At 65.7% G+C, this 14,416-nt stretch carries 14 protein-coding genes; 7 read left to right on the top strand and 7 right to left on the bottom strand.

Features of this window, described 5'->3' with window-relative positions; translation table 11 throughout:
• Nucleotides 1-4 precede the first annotated feature (4 nt).
• Entirely contained in the window at nucleotides 5-1,123 is a 1,119-nt protein-coding gene (locus EJB06_RS01575) for an alpha/beta hydrolase (protein WP_126072238.1), read from the bottom strand.
• Nucleotides 1,124-1,217: 94 nt separating this feature from the next.
• Between EJB06_RS01575 and EJB06_RS01570 the strand changes: the two genes are divergently transcribed.
• Entirely contained in the window at nucleotides 1,218-1,889 is a 672-nt protein-coding gene (locus tag EJB06_RS01570) for a hypothetical protein (protein ID WP_126072237.1), read from the top strand.
• 78 nt (nucleotides 1,890-1,967) lie between these two features.
• Here EJB06_RS01570 and EJB06_RS01565 read toward each other — a convergent pair whose 3' ends face one another.
• The 3 genes from EJB06_RS01565 to EJB06_RS01555 form a co-directional block, all read right to left on the bottom strand.
• Nucleotides 1,968-2,543 (bottom strand): TerD family protein, encoded by a 576-nt coding sequence (locus EJB06_RS01565; RefSeq protein ID WP_126072236.1) that lies wholly within the window; start codon nucleotides 2,541-2,543, stop codon nucleotides 1,968-1,970.
• A gap of 148 nt (nucleotides 2,544-2,691) precedes the next feature.
• Nucleotides 2,692-4,761 (bottom strand): di-heme-cytochrome C peroxidase, encoded by a 2,070-nt coding sequence (locus tag EJB06_RS01560; protein ID WP_164557768.1) that lies wholly within the window; start codon nucleotides 4,759-4,761, stop codon nucleotides 2,692-2,694.
• Between the two features lie 134 nt (nucleotides 4,762-4,895).
• The gene (locus EJB06_RS01555) at nucleotides 4,896-5,915 is read right to left on the bottom strand and encodes a site-specific integrase (RefSeq protein WP_126072235.1); all 1,020 of its coding nucleotides are present in this window, start codon (nucleotides 5,913-5,915) and stop codon (nucleotides 4,896-4,898) included.
• A gap of 185 nt (nucleotides 5,916-6,100) precedes the next feature.
• Between EJB06_RS01555 and EJB06_RS01550 the strand changes: the two genes are divergently transcribed.
• The 3 genes from EJB06_RS01550 (at nucleotide 6,101) to EJB06_RS01540 (ending at nucleotide 8,310) form a co-directional block, all read left to right on the top strand.
• On the top strand, nucleotides 6,101-7,165 hold the full coding sequence (locus EJB06_RS01550; protein ID WP_126072234.1) for a DNA-binding protein: 1,065 nt from the start codon (nucleotides 6,101-6,103) through the stop codon (nucleotides 7,163-7,165).
• Between the two features lie 86 nt (nucleotides 7,166-7,251).
• Nucleotides 7,252-7,707, top strand: coding sequence for a lysozyme (locus EJB06_RS01545; protein WP_198420734.1), 456 nt, complete (start codon nucleotides 7,252-7,254; stop codon nucleotides 7,705-7,707).
• Between the two features lie 249 nt (nucleotides 7,708-7,956).
• Nucleotides 7,957-8,310, top strand: coding sequence for a hypothetical protein (locus EJB06_RS01540; protein WP_126072233.1), 354 nt, complete (start codon nucleotides 7,957-7,959; stop codon nucleotides 8,308-8,310).
• Between the two features lie 9 nt (nucleotides 8,311-8,319).
• Here the strand turns inward: EJB06_RS01540 and EJB06_RS01535 are convergent, their stop codons facing one another.
• The 3 genes from EJB06_RS01535 to tmpT all read right to left on the bottom strand — a co-directional run bounded on the left by EJB06_RS01535 (nucleotide 8,320) and on the right by tmpT (nucleotide 11,072).
• Nucleotides 8,320-9,033 carry a glutathione S-transferase N-terminal domain-containing protein gene (locus EJB06_RS01535; RefSeq protein ID WP_126072232.1) on the bottom strand — a complete coding sequence of 238 codons (714 nt, stop codon included), beginning with the start codon at nucleotides 9,031-9,033 and terminating at the stop codon, nucleotides 8,320-8,322.
• 72 nt (nucleotides 9,034-9,105) lie between these two features.
• Complete coding sequence (locus EJB06_RS01530) at nucleotides 9,106-10,455, bottom strand: MFS transporter (RefSeq protein WP_126072231.1); 1,350 nt, start codon at nucleotides 10,453-10,455, stop codon at nucleotides 9,106-9,108.
• Nucleotides 10,440-11,072, bottom strand: a complete 633-nt coding sequence (gene tmpT, locus EJB06_RS01525) for a thiopurine S-methyltransferase (protein WP_126072230.1) — start codon at nucleotides 11,070-11,072, stop codon at nucleotides 10,440-10,442. Before tmpT ends, EJB06_RS01530 begins: the two co-directional genes overlap by 16 nt.
• A gap of 145 nt (nucleotides 11,073-11,217) precedes the next feature.
• Here tmpT and EJB06_RS01520 point away from each other — a divergent pair, with 145 nt between their 5' ends.
• The 3 genes from EJB06_RS01520 (at nucleotide 11,218) to EJB06_RS01510 (ending at nucleotide 14,355) form a co-directional block, all read left to right on the top strand.
• Nucleotides 11,218-12,117, top strand: a complete 900-nt coding sequence (locus EJB06_RS01520) for a LysR family transcriptional regulator (protein WP_126072229.1) — start codon at nucleotides 11,218-11,220, stop codon at nucleotides 12,115-12,117.
• A gap of 149 nt (nucleotides 12,118-12,266) precedes the next feature.
• Nucleotides 12,267-13,769: a catalase gene (locus EJB06_RS01515; protein ID WP_126072534.1), complete on the top strand. Its 1,503-nt coding sequence runs from the start codon at nucleotides 12,267-12,269 to the stop codon at nucleotides 13,767-13,769.
• Nucleotides 13,770-13,812: 43 nt separating this feature from the next.
• Entirely contained in the window at nucleotides 13,813-14,355 is a 543-nt protein-coding gene (locus EJB06_RS01510) for an ankyrin repeat domain-containing protein (protein WP_126072228.1), read from the top strand.
• Nucleotides 14,356-14,416 lie beyond the last annotated feature (61 nt).

Genomic DNA, 14,416 nt, shown 5'->3' with positions numbered 1-14,416 from the left:
CCTGCTATTTTTTCCAGAGCGGATTGAAAAAACTGCCCGCGCTGCTGCAACTCGGTCCGCTGTGCGGCCGGTCCTGGCCGACCGTCCAGTAGCCCGGATGGGCTTTCCAGCCGGCTCCCTGGCGCGCCGGCTCGCCATTGAGGACGAGGTTGCGCACATCGTTCAGCAGCGGCAGGGTCGAGGCGATGTAGGTATGCGAGGGAAAATCCTCGGGCACGAAGGAGACGACGCTGTCGATCTCCTTGATGCGGGCCTGCGGTTTGTCGCCGCAGCCGACGCGCGGATAAAAATGGAGGTCCTGCGAGAGGCCCAGCGCGACGTCGAATGGCGACAGGTACACCGTGGTGCGTTCGGCCACCCTGAGGTAGTTGTGCGCATGGTGCGTGAAGACGTCGCGATCGACATCGGGCGCGGCCAGGATGATCTGCCCGAACGGTTTGCTCTCCCCCGGCGCCAGCTGCAGGCGCGAGATGACGCGCATCAGCGGGCGGTTTCCCATGCTGTGCGCGATGATGTGCACCTTTCTCGCGCCGGCCGCCGCGCGCACGGTTTTCAGGAACGCTTCCAGGTGAATCTCGCTGGCGTCGGCGGTCGCTTCATCGTAGGTGTAGGTGCGGTAGTCCTTTTTTGCCGCCCACGAGAAGAACATCATGTCGTTCGGCGCCACATCCAGGTCGTAGCCGAGTTGCGCCGCCCGCAGCGCGGCATCGTCGAAGGAGCTGTTATAGCCGTGGATGAACACCAGGAGGTAGCTGCCCTTCCCAGGACGTCCGGCCGCCAGTTTCATGAAGCTGTCCGGGCTATGGAATTCGATATTGCCGGGCGCGATAAACAGGCGCGTATCGGGCGAAAACAGGGTCCCCTTCTCGCCCAGCGAACCGGTCGCGTGGCCCTTGGGGATGGTGACGATCACCCTGCCGTATTGCACTCCGGGGCCGCGTTCGTCCAGATAGCCGGTCCGGGCACCATTCGGCTTGCGCGAGGTGCCGTACAGGACCGGGTAGCGAACGTCATTCTCGGTGTAGGTCGACCTCAATTCGGGCAGCGGCGCCGCGCCACGCTCGGGCATCGCGCAGGCGCTCAGCAGCAAGGGCAGGAAGACAAGCGCGAAGGCACGGTTCATTGAATTGGTCGATTCCTTGAGTAATGCTACAGCGGGGTAAAAACCGGCAAACAGGCCGGTATAATAATGCAAAGACAATCTTGAAAGAATTTATATGTTCGCACGTCCGACGGTGCCTGGCGCCCTGCTCCTGTTATCGCTGTCGGCCGCCCAGGCGCAGACGGCGCCGGATCCGCCGCCACCGCCCATGTCGATATCGGGCGACAGTAGCGGCCCGGGACGCAAGCAGGCGCCGCTGGCGTCGATGACAACGCAATGGCAGCGCGAGCTGCGCAAGGATGCGCGCGTCGACAAGCGCGGTTTTCGTGCGGTGGTCGTGCCTGCAGCGTTCATCGGCCAGCTCGACGCGGTGAAAACGCTGCCCGCCTTCGTGCCGGTGCGCTTCGGCGGCGCCGCGCGGGTCGGCGAACTCGATTTGCTGGGCAGCGTCGAAGAGAGCAAACGCCGGAAGAACTACCTGTTCGGCCGGCAGGGACGCGCCGGCGCGATGCTGACCGTGTGGCGCTACAAGGAAGATGGCGCCTCGTACACCGTGGTCAGCGAATTGCTGAACCAGACGGTCGACGGCACGCCTGCCACGCTGTCATTGGCGACGACCGGGGACAGCCGGCAATGCCAGTGGAAACTGCTCGCTGTGGGCGACGCGGTGTCGCACGAGATCGTCATTGCCGATGCCCTGAACGACAAGAACGAAGCGGGCATGACGGTGGCGCAGGTGATGGCGACGGCAAAGGCGCTGGTCGGCTTCGCCGCGAAGCAGCGATAGTCGACACCCGGTCCCAGGCTGCGCACTGTTTCTGCACGAAGGCGAGGTGCGGCCGGGTGCGCCGCACCGCGCCCTGCCTTACACGTTGACGCCGAACGACGATGCCAGGGGACCGAGGCCGCCGTTGAAGCCCTGGCCGACCGCGCGGAATTTCCAGTCGCCGGAATGGCGGTAGATTTCACCGAAAATCATGGCCGCTTCGGTCGAGCCGTCTTCGGACAGGTCGAAACGCGCGATTTCGGTATTGCCGCTGGCATTGACGCAGCGGATGAAGGCATTCGACACCATGCCGAAGTTCTGCTTGCGCGCCGCCGCGTCGTGGATGGTGACGCAGACGGAGATTTTTTCGACATCGGCCGGCACGCGGCTCAGGTCCACGGTGAGGCTTTCGTCGTCGCCATCGCCGTCGCCGGTGCGGTTGTCGCCCGAGTGAACCACGCTGCCGTCGACCGATTTGAGGTTGTTATAGAAAATCATGTCGGTGTCGGCGCGGACTTTGCCGTCGGCCTTCAACAAGAACACGCTGCCGTCAAGGTCGAACTCGGCGCCGCTGGTGGAACGGGCGTCCCAGCCAAGACCGACGACCATTTTCGTCAGGCCGGGCGCTTCCTTGCTCAGGTTGACGTTGCCACCCTTGGTCAGACTAATTGCCATCTTTGATTCTCCTGTTGTAATGACTGCACGAGCCATCATTATAGAGGGTGCGTGGCGGATGGGAGGCGAGCGCGCGTAAAAATCGGCGGCCGGCGGCAGGCCGCAGGCCGCCTCCGGACGGGCCGGAGCGGCCTGCATGGCGGCGCGGTCACAGCCGCTTCAGGTACTCGAGCAGGTCGAGGCGCTCCTGTTCCGTGAGCGCCGGCAGCGGTTTGCCGTCCTGGACGGTGTCGGCCGTGCCGTATTCGTGCCCGGTGTTGGCGTTGCCTGGCAGCGTGGTGTCGAACCGGAAGCCCTCGTAGCCTTCGCTGCGCAATCCGACTTTGACGGGGTCGAATTCGCGCGAGCCGACCATGAAGTTGGCGGGCCGGCATTCGCCCTGTTTGGCGGCGGGTGCGCAGGCAGCCGGCAGCAGCAGGTCGTACAGGGTCGGCACCGAGCCGTTGTGCAGATAGGGCGCGGTGGCCCAGATACCGTTCAAGGCGCGGCCCTTGTAGGCATGCAAGGAGGCGTAGGGGGTGATGGTGGTGTCGATCGGATAGCTGCCCTGCTTGTTGGACGGCTTGATTTCATTGCCGAAAAAGGCGATGGCCATATTGCGCAGCCACTCGGCCCAGCGCCGCACGAACGATTTGTCGGGGTCGCGCGTTTCGAGCACGCTCATGGTGGCCTTGGTCAGCAGCGCGGCGATCGGCGCCTTTTTATCGAGCAGGATGTTGCCGACGTTCGCGCCCACATATTCGTTGCGCAGGATACCGGAATAGCCCTGGTACTTGACGCTGTTATTGGCCATGGTGGGATCGGTGCCGACCTCGTCCAGTCCGGACATGTGGGCGACGATGCGCCGCGCCGGCGAATCGCGGTCGATATTGGCGTGGCAGCTGGCGCAGTAACTGTTGAACAGGCGCTTGCCGTTGAGCAGGCGCCCCTGGTCGCTCGTGGCATGGCCGACCACGTCGACGGGCCACATCGGCGATTGCAGGGAGACCAGGTGATTCTCGATGCGGCGCAGGTTCTCCACGTTGACCGAGGAATCGAAGCGGATGGCTTTCTGGACGATGCCTTTGCCGGCCAGCAGGGAGCCGAGCGAATACTCGGTCGACTCGTGCCAGTTGAGGGTGCCGAACACGCCGATCACTTCGCCGGCATTGCGGCCCAGCGGACCGAGGCCGGCGTTGTTGCCCAGGCCGTTCCACTGGACCACGTCGTGCTGGGGAATGTCCCACAGGAAGGGATAGCTGACGGGGGCGTCGGCGTTGATGAAGAGCTCTTTCTTCAGCGCTTCGACGGCGGAGGTGTTGGCCACTTGCTGGATGATCGTGTCGCGCTGGGTCGAGGTCAGTGTGTCGCCGGTTCCGGTTCCGGCCATGGCGGCCTGCACCTGGGCGGGGCTGAGGAAATTCTGCAGGACGTTGTCGAGCTGCCTGCGGTTGAGCAGGTGTTCGAGGGTGCGGTTGTAGATGCGGCCGAAGGCGTCCAGGCGCGCGTAGCCGTAGTCGGTCGGGCTGTGGTTGATGATGTTGTAGCTGACCAGGCGCTGGGTGTAGACGGCGACGTCCTTGACGACGTCGTCGGCCGTGGCGTAGCCGCCGCGCGCCAGCACCGCCTTGACGAAACGCTGCTGCACCGCCGGCTGGTCGCGCACCGCGCGCATCGAGTCGGTCAAGGCCTTGAGGAAGCCCACCATGTCGGCCGCGCCAGGGCCGCCGTCGATGCGCATGGCGATGCCGCGATAGTTGATCTGCGCCGTGTGGCAGGCGGCGCAGGTCAGGCCGATGTAATCCTTTTTCAGGTAGCCGTCCTTGACGAAGCCGACCGGCAAGCCGTCGGGATTGGACGCCGTGGCGCGCTGCGGCAGGTAGCGGAAGCGGTTCATGTTTTCGTTGGCGCGGAACGGCGGCGCGGCGACGGCGGGCGTGGCACTCGGCTGTTCGAGCGCGATGAAAAAATCGTAGGGCAGCAGGTTCGAGCCCTGGGTGGTGTTGTAGAACCACAGGCTGTCTTCGGGCTTCCAGTTCTGCTCCAGGTACGTCACCTTGGTGAAGCTGTCGCCGAAGATGTCCTGGGTGACCAGGGCGGCGCCCCGGCCGGGGTCGGTATCGGACTTTTCCTGCCTGTCCGACAGCGACAGCAGCAGCGGCGGCGCGGCCACCAGCAGGATCAGGAGAAGGACGATGATGAGCAGCCAGTGCTTGAGCAAGCGGCGAATGATGGTCACGAATCCTCCGGCGTGTAGGTGGCGTACAGAGCAAAGCGTTTTTTCATGGTACGTCGGCCGAGCAAGTCATGCAATGCTGTCGAAACGACCAGAGTGAAATATTCCTTGATTTGTGCACACGCGCGCGGCGCCGGCTAGGTTGCGGGTTCGGGCTTGCGCCGTCCGGCGCGCAGCAAGGCGCCGGCGGCGTTGTCGTCGAAGCGGCCGGCTTCTTCGATATATCCCTGCACCGTGCCGTCGTGGCGCCAGCCGCCCTGCCGCTTGATGTCGCGGAAGTTGGCGCCGGCGCGGTGCGCGCTGGTGGCCATGCCGCGCCGCAGGCTGTGGCTCGACAGATCGGGCACATAGTCGAGGCCGGCCAGGCGCGCGCACTGTGCCAGGATGGTGTTGACGCTGCCTTCGTGCAGGCCGGACTGCGCGACCTCGCCCCATTTGCTGATCGGGCGGAACACCGGACCGGCGCGAATGCCGGCGGCGTCCAGCCAGGCGCGCAGCGCAGTGCCGGGGCAGCAGGCGCCGTCGCCGTAGGGGATGGCCTTGACGATGCCCTCCCCCATCTGGTCGGTCTTGGAGCGCGGGAGCGTGATGGTGACGCCCTCGGTTTGCCAGCCAAGGTGGGCGACGTCGATGGCGACCAGCTCGCTGCGGCGCAATCCGCCGAAAAAACCGATCTGCAGCAAGGCCTTGTCGCGCGCCGCTTTCAGGGTGGCCAGGCCGGCGAGCTGCACGACGATGCGTTCCAGGTCTTCCACCGGCAAGGCCTTGGCTTTCTTTTTGGGCTTGCCGTTGGTGCGCGCGATGCCGGCCAGGGTTTTGCGGACGGTGGGCGTGGAGGCGGCGTCCGCAAAACCCTGGTGTACGTGCCATTGCGACAGCGCGGTCAGGCGCAGCGCCAGGGTGCGCGGGTTGAGCGCGTTGGCGAAAGCGAGCAGGTAGCCAATCATGCCGGCTTCGTCGGCGGGAAGGACGCCGCCCCATGCCAGGTAATGCCTGAGCGCCGAGCGGTAGGCGCGGCGCGTGTTATCGGAGGTCGCGGCGGCCAGGAAGGCCCGGTGCTGGGCGCTGAGCTCGGCATCGAGCGGGGTCAGGGCGTGAGGCGGCAGCGTCACGCCATCGGCGGACGGTGCCGCGACGGGAGCGATTTCATCAGGCATGGAAAAACGCGGCAAAACGCGATCTGTAACGAGAGTGACGCAGGATACCACGCGGCGGTGGCGGATCACTCACGATAATGGTTCTTATCGCGATCAAGAATACCGCATTCATTGATCCAATTTTAACGTAATCTGCTATCATATTACGTAACACGTAATACGGTATCTAATTCAGGAGTCCCCACATGGCACGTCCCGGCATCCTCTATTCCCACGTCGCAGCCGCCGCTGCCGGCCTTGCTGCCGATAACAAGAATCCCACGGTCGATACCGTGCGCGAGGCGCTGGGCGGCACGGGCAGCAAAAGTACGATCGCGCCCATGCTCAAACGCTGGAAGGAAGAACACCAGCAGGCCCCCTCGCCCGCCGGTCCCGGCGTGCCGGCCGGCTTGCTGCAAGCGGTCAAGGGCGTGTACGAGTCGATCAAGACCGATTTCGCGCAAGACCTGGACCTCGAAAAGCGCGCCCATGCCGAGGGCATGCGGGCACTGGCCGATGAACTGGACAAATCCCGCCAGGAACGGGCCGCACTGGAAGAGCGCGTCAAGGCGCTCGACGCCGAGCTGGCCGGCGCCAACGCCACCATCGCCCAAACCAGGCAGGCCAATCACCTGTTGACGGTCGACCTGGCCGGCGCGCGCAGCGAACAGGCCGGCCTGCAGCAGCGCCTGGCCGACCGCGCGGCGGAAGTCGCTGCGCTCAACGCCCAGCTGACCCAGGCGCGCGCCCAGTTCGACCATTACCACCAAGCCACCGCCACCCAGCGCGCCGAGGAGCGCCAGGGTTTCGAGCAGCGCGCCGCCCTGGTCGAGCGCGAGTTGGTGACCCTGCGCCAGCAATTGCTGCACCACAAAGGACAATCCGCCCAGTTCTCCGGCCAGCTATCCCAGGCGAGTGCGGAAAACGCCCGCCTGCACCAGGCTGCCGAAGCTGCGCTAAGCGAAGCAAGCCGTGAACGCAGCGCCGCCGAGCGCGCCGCGTTCGAGGCGGCGGCCCTCTCCGCCCAGCTGGACAAATTGCAGGCGCGGCACGACGCCATGCAGGCCCAGCTCGGGGAAAGCAGGATTGCCCTGGCAGTCAGGGCGCGCGAAGCAGAAATCGCGGCGTCGCGGCTGGCAGCCGCCGAAAGCGAAGCGCATGCGGGCGCCGAGGAAAAACAGGCGCTGATGCGGGAATTGACGGTACGCGACACCGAATTGCGACAGGAACGGGAGGCGCGCCAGCGCGAAGCGACGCAACGGCCGACATAGTGGCATTACTGCCACAGTGCGGGCCGCTGCATCCGCTGCATGACATACTGGAGGCTGGGTCACTTTGATACGCAATGGGAGCGCAGATGAATCCAGCAATGCAATATAGTGCGACCGGCCTGAGCTTGACAGAACAATGCGAAGGTTGCCGCCTGAGCGCCTATCAGGATAGCGCGGGCGTGTGGACCAACGGCTACGGCAATACCCACGGCGTCGTGCCGGGTTCCACCATCACACAGCAACAAGCCGACGCCGATCTGAAGGCGAATATCCAGAATAGCGTCAACGACGTCAATCGCCTGGTAACTGTCCAGCTGACGCCGGGAGAATTCGACGCGCTGGTCGATTTCGATTTCAATCTCGGCCGAGGCAACCTGGCCTCGTCCACCCTGTTATCCCGATTGAACGCCGGCGACTTCGCTGGCGCCGCCGCGCAGTTCGACAGGTGGGACCGCTCCAAGGGGACGGTGCTGGCCGGCTTGCTGCGGCGCCGCCAGGCTGAAACGGCTGAATTTACCGGCAAGCCCGATCCTGCGGCTTGAATCGCGTGTCGCCCCAGCGCGATGGCGGCGCGCGCCGGTCCATTTATTCGGCCTCGATAACGCCCTTGTGTATCCGGGTGCCGCCGGCGCGCCGACAGGCGCGCTGCGCGCTCGTCATTGCCGTGCCGGAGAACGGAAAAATCGACGACTTCCGCCTGTTCCACGGCGCCCTGGGCGGCGCCGACGTGGCTGCGCCGATGCGCATCCAGGATGGACCTTGGCGGCCTATCGACCTGCGAAAGGAGCACGATGATCACCCCGGAACCGCTGGAAGCACTGAGGGAAGCCTTTCAATCCGACGACGGCTTCCTGCTCGAACTGCGCAGCACGGGCCGCTGGAACAAGGCGTCGTTTGCCCGCCTTGTCGCCGCCATGCAGCGCTATCTGGAGACCACCCGGCACGGCGCGCATCTCGAACGCTGGATCGCCGAAGGCTTCTGGATTCACGACAGCCTGGCGCGGGACTTGTCGTCCTCGATTTCGCGCGGTGAGTTGAACCAGGCGTATCTCGACGCCGCGTGCCAGCGCCTCAACGTGCTGGCCTCCTGGTTCTTCATCGGCGAGTCGGTCCATCTGGGCGACATGCCGCCCTTCGACGCCTAGCCGGTCCGCTTAGTCAGCCGCGTTCCGGTCGGGAATCTCCAGCCCCTTGGCCACCGCCGGCCGCGCCACGAAGCCTTCCAGCGCGCGCGTCACATGCGGGAAGTCGGCGATGCCGACCAGGTCCCCGGCTTCGTAATAGCCGATCAGGTTGCGCACCCAAGGGAAGATGGCGATATCGGCGATGGTGTAGGTCTCGCCCATGATCCAGGCGCGCTGCGCCAGCCGCTCGTCGAGCACCCCGAGCAGGCGCTTCGATTCCGCCACGTAGCGCTCGCGCGGCCGCTTGTCCTCGTAGTCCTTGCCTGCGAATTTGTGAAAGAAGCCGAGCTGCCCGAACATCGGGCCGATGCCGCCCATCTGGAACATCAGCCACTGGATGGTTTCGTAGCGTCCGGCCGCATCGGGCGGCAGGAACCGGCCGCTCTTCTCGGCCAGGTAGATCAGGATTGCACCGGATTCGAACAGCGCCAACGGTTTGCCGTCCGGGCCATTCGGGTCGATGATGGCCGGGATCTTGTTGTTCGGGTTCAGCGACAGGAACTCCGGCGTGAGCTGGTCGTTGTGATCGAAGCGCACCAGGTGCGGCTCGTACGCCAGCCCGGTTTCTTCCAGCATGATGGAAACCTTCACGCCGTTCGGCGTCGGCAGCGAATACAGCTGGATGCGCTCGGGATGCGCAGCAGGCCATTTTTTCGTGATCGGGAAAGTCGACAGGTCGTTCATGGCTCACTCCTTTAAAGCGGTTCTGATGACGCTCCTCGTGGGAGCATCCGGCCCGACAACATAGCAGAAATTTCACGTTTGCTGTTCTCGCCCCTTCTCCGCGCTCACGGCGATGAGCAGCGCCGCCGCCAGCAGCAGGGCCGCCAGCGCAAAGGTCCTGTGCATGCCCACAGTGACCGTCGCTCCACCGTAGGCAAACACGGCCCCCATCAGCGACGCCCCGCTGACCAGCCCCAGGTTGCGCGCCAGGTTCAGCATGCTCGAGACCAGCCCGCGCCGGTCGGCGCCCGCCGCGTCCATCAGCGCCGTATTGTTCGCCGCCTGGAACAGCGCGTAGCCGATGGTGATGACCGCCATCGGCACGAGGTAGCCCGGCACCCCGGCCGCTGGCGACAGGAGCGCCAGCGGCACGGCTCCGGCCAGCATCAGTCCCAGCCCGGCGATAGTGACCCTGGCCGTCCCGGCACAGTCGACCAGACGCCCGGCCGGCACGCCCGACAGCGCCGCCACCAGCGGACCGCTGGATAACACCAGGCCGACGGCGGCCGGTTCCAAGGCCAGTGCGCGCGACAGGTAAAACGGCCCGACCACCAGCGTCGCCATCATCACGGTCGACACCAGCGCCGTGGTAGCGAGGCGCGCACCGAGCAGGCGGTCGCGCAGCAATGCCAGCGGAATCAGGGGCGAGTCCGCCCGTCTCGCGGCCAGCACGAACAGCCAGGCACCCACGGCCGCGCCACCAAGCAAGACCAGGTTGCCGCCTGCCGTCATGGCCAGCGCGTAGGCGCCCAGGGTCGACGCCAGCAGGACCGTTCCGACGCCATCGAATGCCATCCGTTCGCCGTCCGCCCGCGCCATATCGGCCGGCAGAGCGCGATACGCCAGCAGCCACGCCGCGATCGCGAGCGGCGCGGTGACGAGAAACAGCGCGCGCCAGCCGGCCGCCCCGATCAGCAAGCCGCCCAGGGTTGGCCCCAGCGCGGTGCCGACGGCCGACATGGTTCCCAACAGGCCCATGACGCTGCCGGTGCCGCCCGCGGATGCGGCGCCGGCGGCAAAACTCATGGTCAGCCCCATCATCGCCGCCGCGCCCAGGCCCTGCAGCGCGCGCGCGGCGATCAGCCACGCCAGCGTCGGCGCCGCTGCGCACAGGATCGATGCCGCCGCAAACAGTGCAATGCCCGCCAACAGCAGCCGGCGCCGCCCGGCGATGTCGCCGAGCCGGCCCACGCCGACGATCAGCGTCGTCACCGCCAGCAGGTAGGCCAGCACGATCCATTGCACCTGGGCGAACGTGGCGCCGAAGGCCTGCGCCAGTGTCGGCAGGCCGACGTTGGCAATGCTGGTGCCGAGCGACGACAGCAGCATCGACATTGCCAGCGCCGCCAGCATCGCACGCCGCTCGCCTACGAAAGCAGCCATACCGCTTCCAGCGCCGGGAAACGGCCCTTGAAGCCGCCCGCCACCTCGGCCCGCTCCAGCAAGGTCAATCCATACGCGTCGCCGTAGCGCTCCCGCACCTCTTCGTCGCTGATCGAAAACGGCGGCCCGGCCATGATGGCCTGCTCGTACTGGTAGCAGATCAGCACTTGCGGCGCCCTGGCCGCCAGCTGCGTCACATGGGCGGCGTAAGGAACGCGCATCGCTTCCGGCAGCGCGACCAGCGCCGCCCTGTCGTACACGGCGTCGACAGCACCGAGCATGTCGGCGGACAGCGAAAAAATATCGCCCACGAAGATATCGATCTTTTCGGCGCGGTAATGCAGCAGCTCGCCGGCCACGCTGACGTCCGGCCGCACGCCCAGCCTTGCAAACAGCTGGTCCACGGCAAGCCGGCTCAGCTCGACACCGGCCACGCGGTAGCCTTCGGACAGCATCCAGTCAAGATCGAGCGACTTGCCGCACAGCGGCACGAACACCCGGCTGCCGGCCGCCAGCGCCAGCCTGCCGAAATGCGCCAGCATCAGCGCGTTGGCGGCGCCCTCATGAAAAGCGATCTCCTCGCTTGCCCACTTGCGATGCCAAAAATCTGTGTCCATATGCAACATCCTTGTCTGATCGTGCCGACGTCCGGCACCCAAACCCAGTGTACCCGGCGGCAATGCATGGCGGAAGACGCACCATTTGCACTATATTGCTGCACCAGACGCCACATCGACGCCGAACTGCGCTATCGTTAAGCCCATGTCCCTGCCCGACCTGAACCTCCTGATTACCCTCGACGTGCTGCTGAGCGAAGCCAGCGTCGCCCGTGCCGCCCGCCGTTTGCACCTCAGTCCCTCCGCCATGAGCCGCGCGCTGGCGCGCCTGCGCGAGGCCACCGGCGACCCTCTGCTGGTGCGCGCCGGACGCGGCCTGGTGCCCACGCCGCGCGCCATCGCCCTGCGCGAACAGGTCGGCCAACTGGTGCACGACAGCGCGGCCGTGCTGCGCCCCGTCGACAGGCTCGACCTGGCGCAATTGGCACGCACCTTCACGATCCGCACCAGGGAAGGATTCGTGGAAAATTTCGGCGCCGGACTGATCGCGCGCTTACGGGCCGACGCTCCCGGCGTGCGCCTGCGCTTCGTCCCCAAGTCCGACAAGGACAGCACCGGCCTGCGCGACGGCAGCATCGACCTCGAAACCGGCGTCATCGGCAAGTCGACCGGCCCCGAAGTGCGCACCCAGGCCCTGTTGCGCGACCGCTTCGTCGGCGTCGTGCGCGCCGGCCACGCCCTGGCGAGCGGAGCGATGACCCCCGCGCGCTACGCGGCCGCCGAGCATGTCGGCATCTCGCGCCAGGGTAGGGACAAGGGCCCTGTCGACGACGCCCTCCTGCCGCTCGGCCTGCATCGCGCGATCGTCGCCACCGTGGCCGGATTCGCTCCCGCCCTGTCGCTGGCGCGCGCGAGCGAGCTGGTCGCCACTGTCCCGGAACGCCATACCGGCCTGCTGCGCGACGGCATGCACAGTTTCCCCCTGCCCTTTCCGATGCCCGACTTGACGGTTTCGATGCTGTGGCATCCCCGGCTCGACGCCGACCCCGCCCACCGCTGGTTGCGGGCACACGTCAGGGAAGTTTGCCGCGAGGAATCCATATAGATTTAAACTATCGATACGATATTTATAATTGCGTATACATATCAGCTTGAATTCCTTATTGTTTAGACACATTTACAAAAAAAGGAATCGAGATGACCATCACAACCGAACCGCGTAGTTCCGGAGAACGCTACGCGGCCCGCTCGGCCATGGCATTTGCCATCGCCGCACTGATCTCCCCCTTCACCTCGGCGGCACCCCAGCTCACACGCGACAACGGGGCGCCGGTCGGCGACAACCAGAACTCGCAGACGGCCGGCCAGAACGGCCCGACCCTGCTGCAGGATGTGCACCTCCTGCAAAAACTCCAGCGCTTCGACCGCGAACGCATCCCCGAACGCGTGGTCCACGCACGCGGTACCGGCGCCCACGGCGTCTTCGTCGCCAGCAACGATGTCTCGGCCCTGACCCGCGCCAAGGTCTTTGCCAAAGGCACGGAAACGCCGGTCTTCGTGCGCTTCTCGACCGTTATCCACGGCAACCATTCGCCCGAAACCCTGCGCGATCCGCGCGGCTTTGCCACCAAGTTCTACACCAGCGAAGGCAACTGGGATCTGGTCGGCAATAACCTGCCGATTTTCTTCATCCGCGACGCCATCAAGTTCCCGGACATGGTGCATTCGCTGAAACCCGCACCGGAAACCAATGTGCAGGACCCGAACCGCTTCTTCGACTTCTTCTCGCACCAGCCGGAATCGACCCACATGCTGACCCAGGTGTATTCCGACCTCGGCACGCCCAAGGGTTACCGCTTCATGGACGGCCACGGCGTGCACGCCTATAAATTCGTCAACGCCGCCGGCAACGTCAACTACGTCAAACTCCACTGGAAGTCGCTGCAAGGCATCCAGAGCCTGACCGGACCGGAGGCCACGGCGGTCCAGGGCAAGGACTTCAACCACGCCAGCAACGACCTGGTCAACGCCATCAAGGCGAAGCAATTCCCGCGCTGGGACCTGTACGTGCAGGTGCTCAAGCCCGCCGAGCTGTCCAGATTCGACTTCGACGCCCTCGACGCCACCAAGGAATGGACCGGCGTGCCCGAAACCAGGGTCGGCACCATGACCCTGAACCGCAATCCGGCCAACATCTTCCAGGAAACCGAGCAAAGCGCGTTTGCGCCGTCGAACCTGGTGCCCGGCATCGAACCGTCGGAAGACAAATTGCTGCAAGGCCGCGTGTTCTCCTACGCCGACACCCAGATGTACCGCCTCGGCGCCAACGCGCTGCAATTGCCGATCAACCAGCCGCGCGTGGTCGCCACCAATCACCACCAGGACGGCGCCATGAATCCCGGCAAGCGCACCGGCAACGTCAACTACGAGCCGAGCCGCCAGTTCCCGCTGACGGTCGACGCCACGTTCAAGCCGAGCCAGCTTCCCCTCTCGGGCAGCACGCTGCAGCAGCGCATCGCCAAGACCTTGAACTTCCGCCAGGCCGGCGAGTTCTACCGCGCATTGCCCGCGCAGCAGCAAAAGAATCTGGTGGCCAACCTGGCCGGCGACCTGGGCCAGGTCAAGGACGAGGAAGTGCGCTACACCATGCTGTCGCACTTCTACAAGGCGGACGCCGCTTACGGCACGGCGCTGGCGGCCGCGCTGGGCGACAAGGTCGCGCAGGTGGCGTCGCGCGCCAAGGCACTGGCCGACTGATGGAAATGACGGCCGCCTGCGGGCGGCCGTCCGGGAGACTGCCATGAACTACCTGATCGCCCTCGCGGCGCTGGCACTGGCCCAACTGGCCCATGCCGCGCCGCCAGAGCCTGCCCGCCTGGCCGACCAGCTGAAGGGCTACTATTTCGACGCCGCGCGCCGTGGCGATGTGGCGATGCTCCAGGAATTCACCAAGGCATCGTACGACCTCGACACGCGCGACGACAAAGGCTACACCGCCCTGATCCTGGCCGCCTACCATGGCCGGGGCGCGGCGGTCGACTTGCTGATCGGCGCCGGCGCCGATCCCTGCGCCGCGGACAAGCGCGGCAACACGGCCCTGATGGGGGCGATTTTCAAGGGCGAGCTGCGCATCGCCAGGCGCCTGGCCGATACCGCCTGCCAGCCGAACCAGCGCAACAACGCCGGCCAGACCGCCGCCATGTACGCAGCCTTGTTCCAGCGCAGCGAGATCCTGCAGGCACTGGTCGAGCGCGGCGCCGACCTGAAAGCCGCCGACGCCGCCGGCAATACCCCGGCCAGCCTCGCGCGCGGCGAATTTCGCCAGGCCGGCCGCCAACCCTGAGCACCGATCAACCCTGGTCGAATAAGCGCCTGCAGTCGATTTTTCACGCCCAGGACGCTTG

Source organism: Massilia atriviolacea, assembly GCF_003953935.1.
In the GTDB taxonomy this organism is placed as follows: domain Bacteria; phylum Pseudomonadota; class Gammaproteobacteria; order Burkholderiales; family Burkholderiaceae_D; genus Telluria_A; species Telluria_A atriviolacea.
Note: the sequence above shows the minus strand (reverse complement) of the source record. Positions and strands in the feature narration are given on the sequence as shown.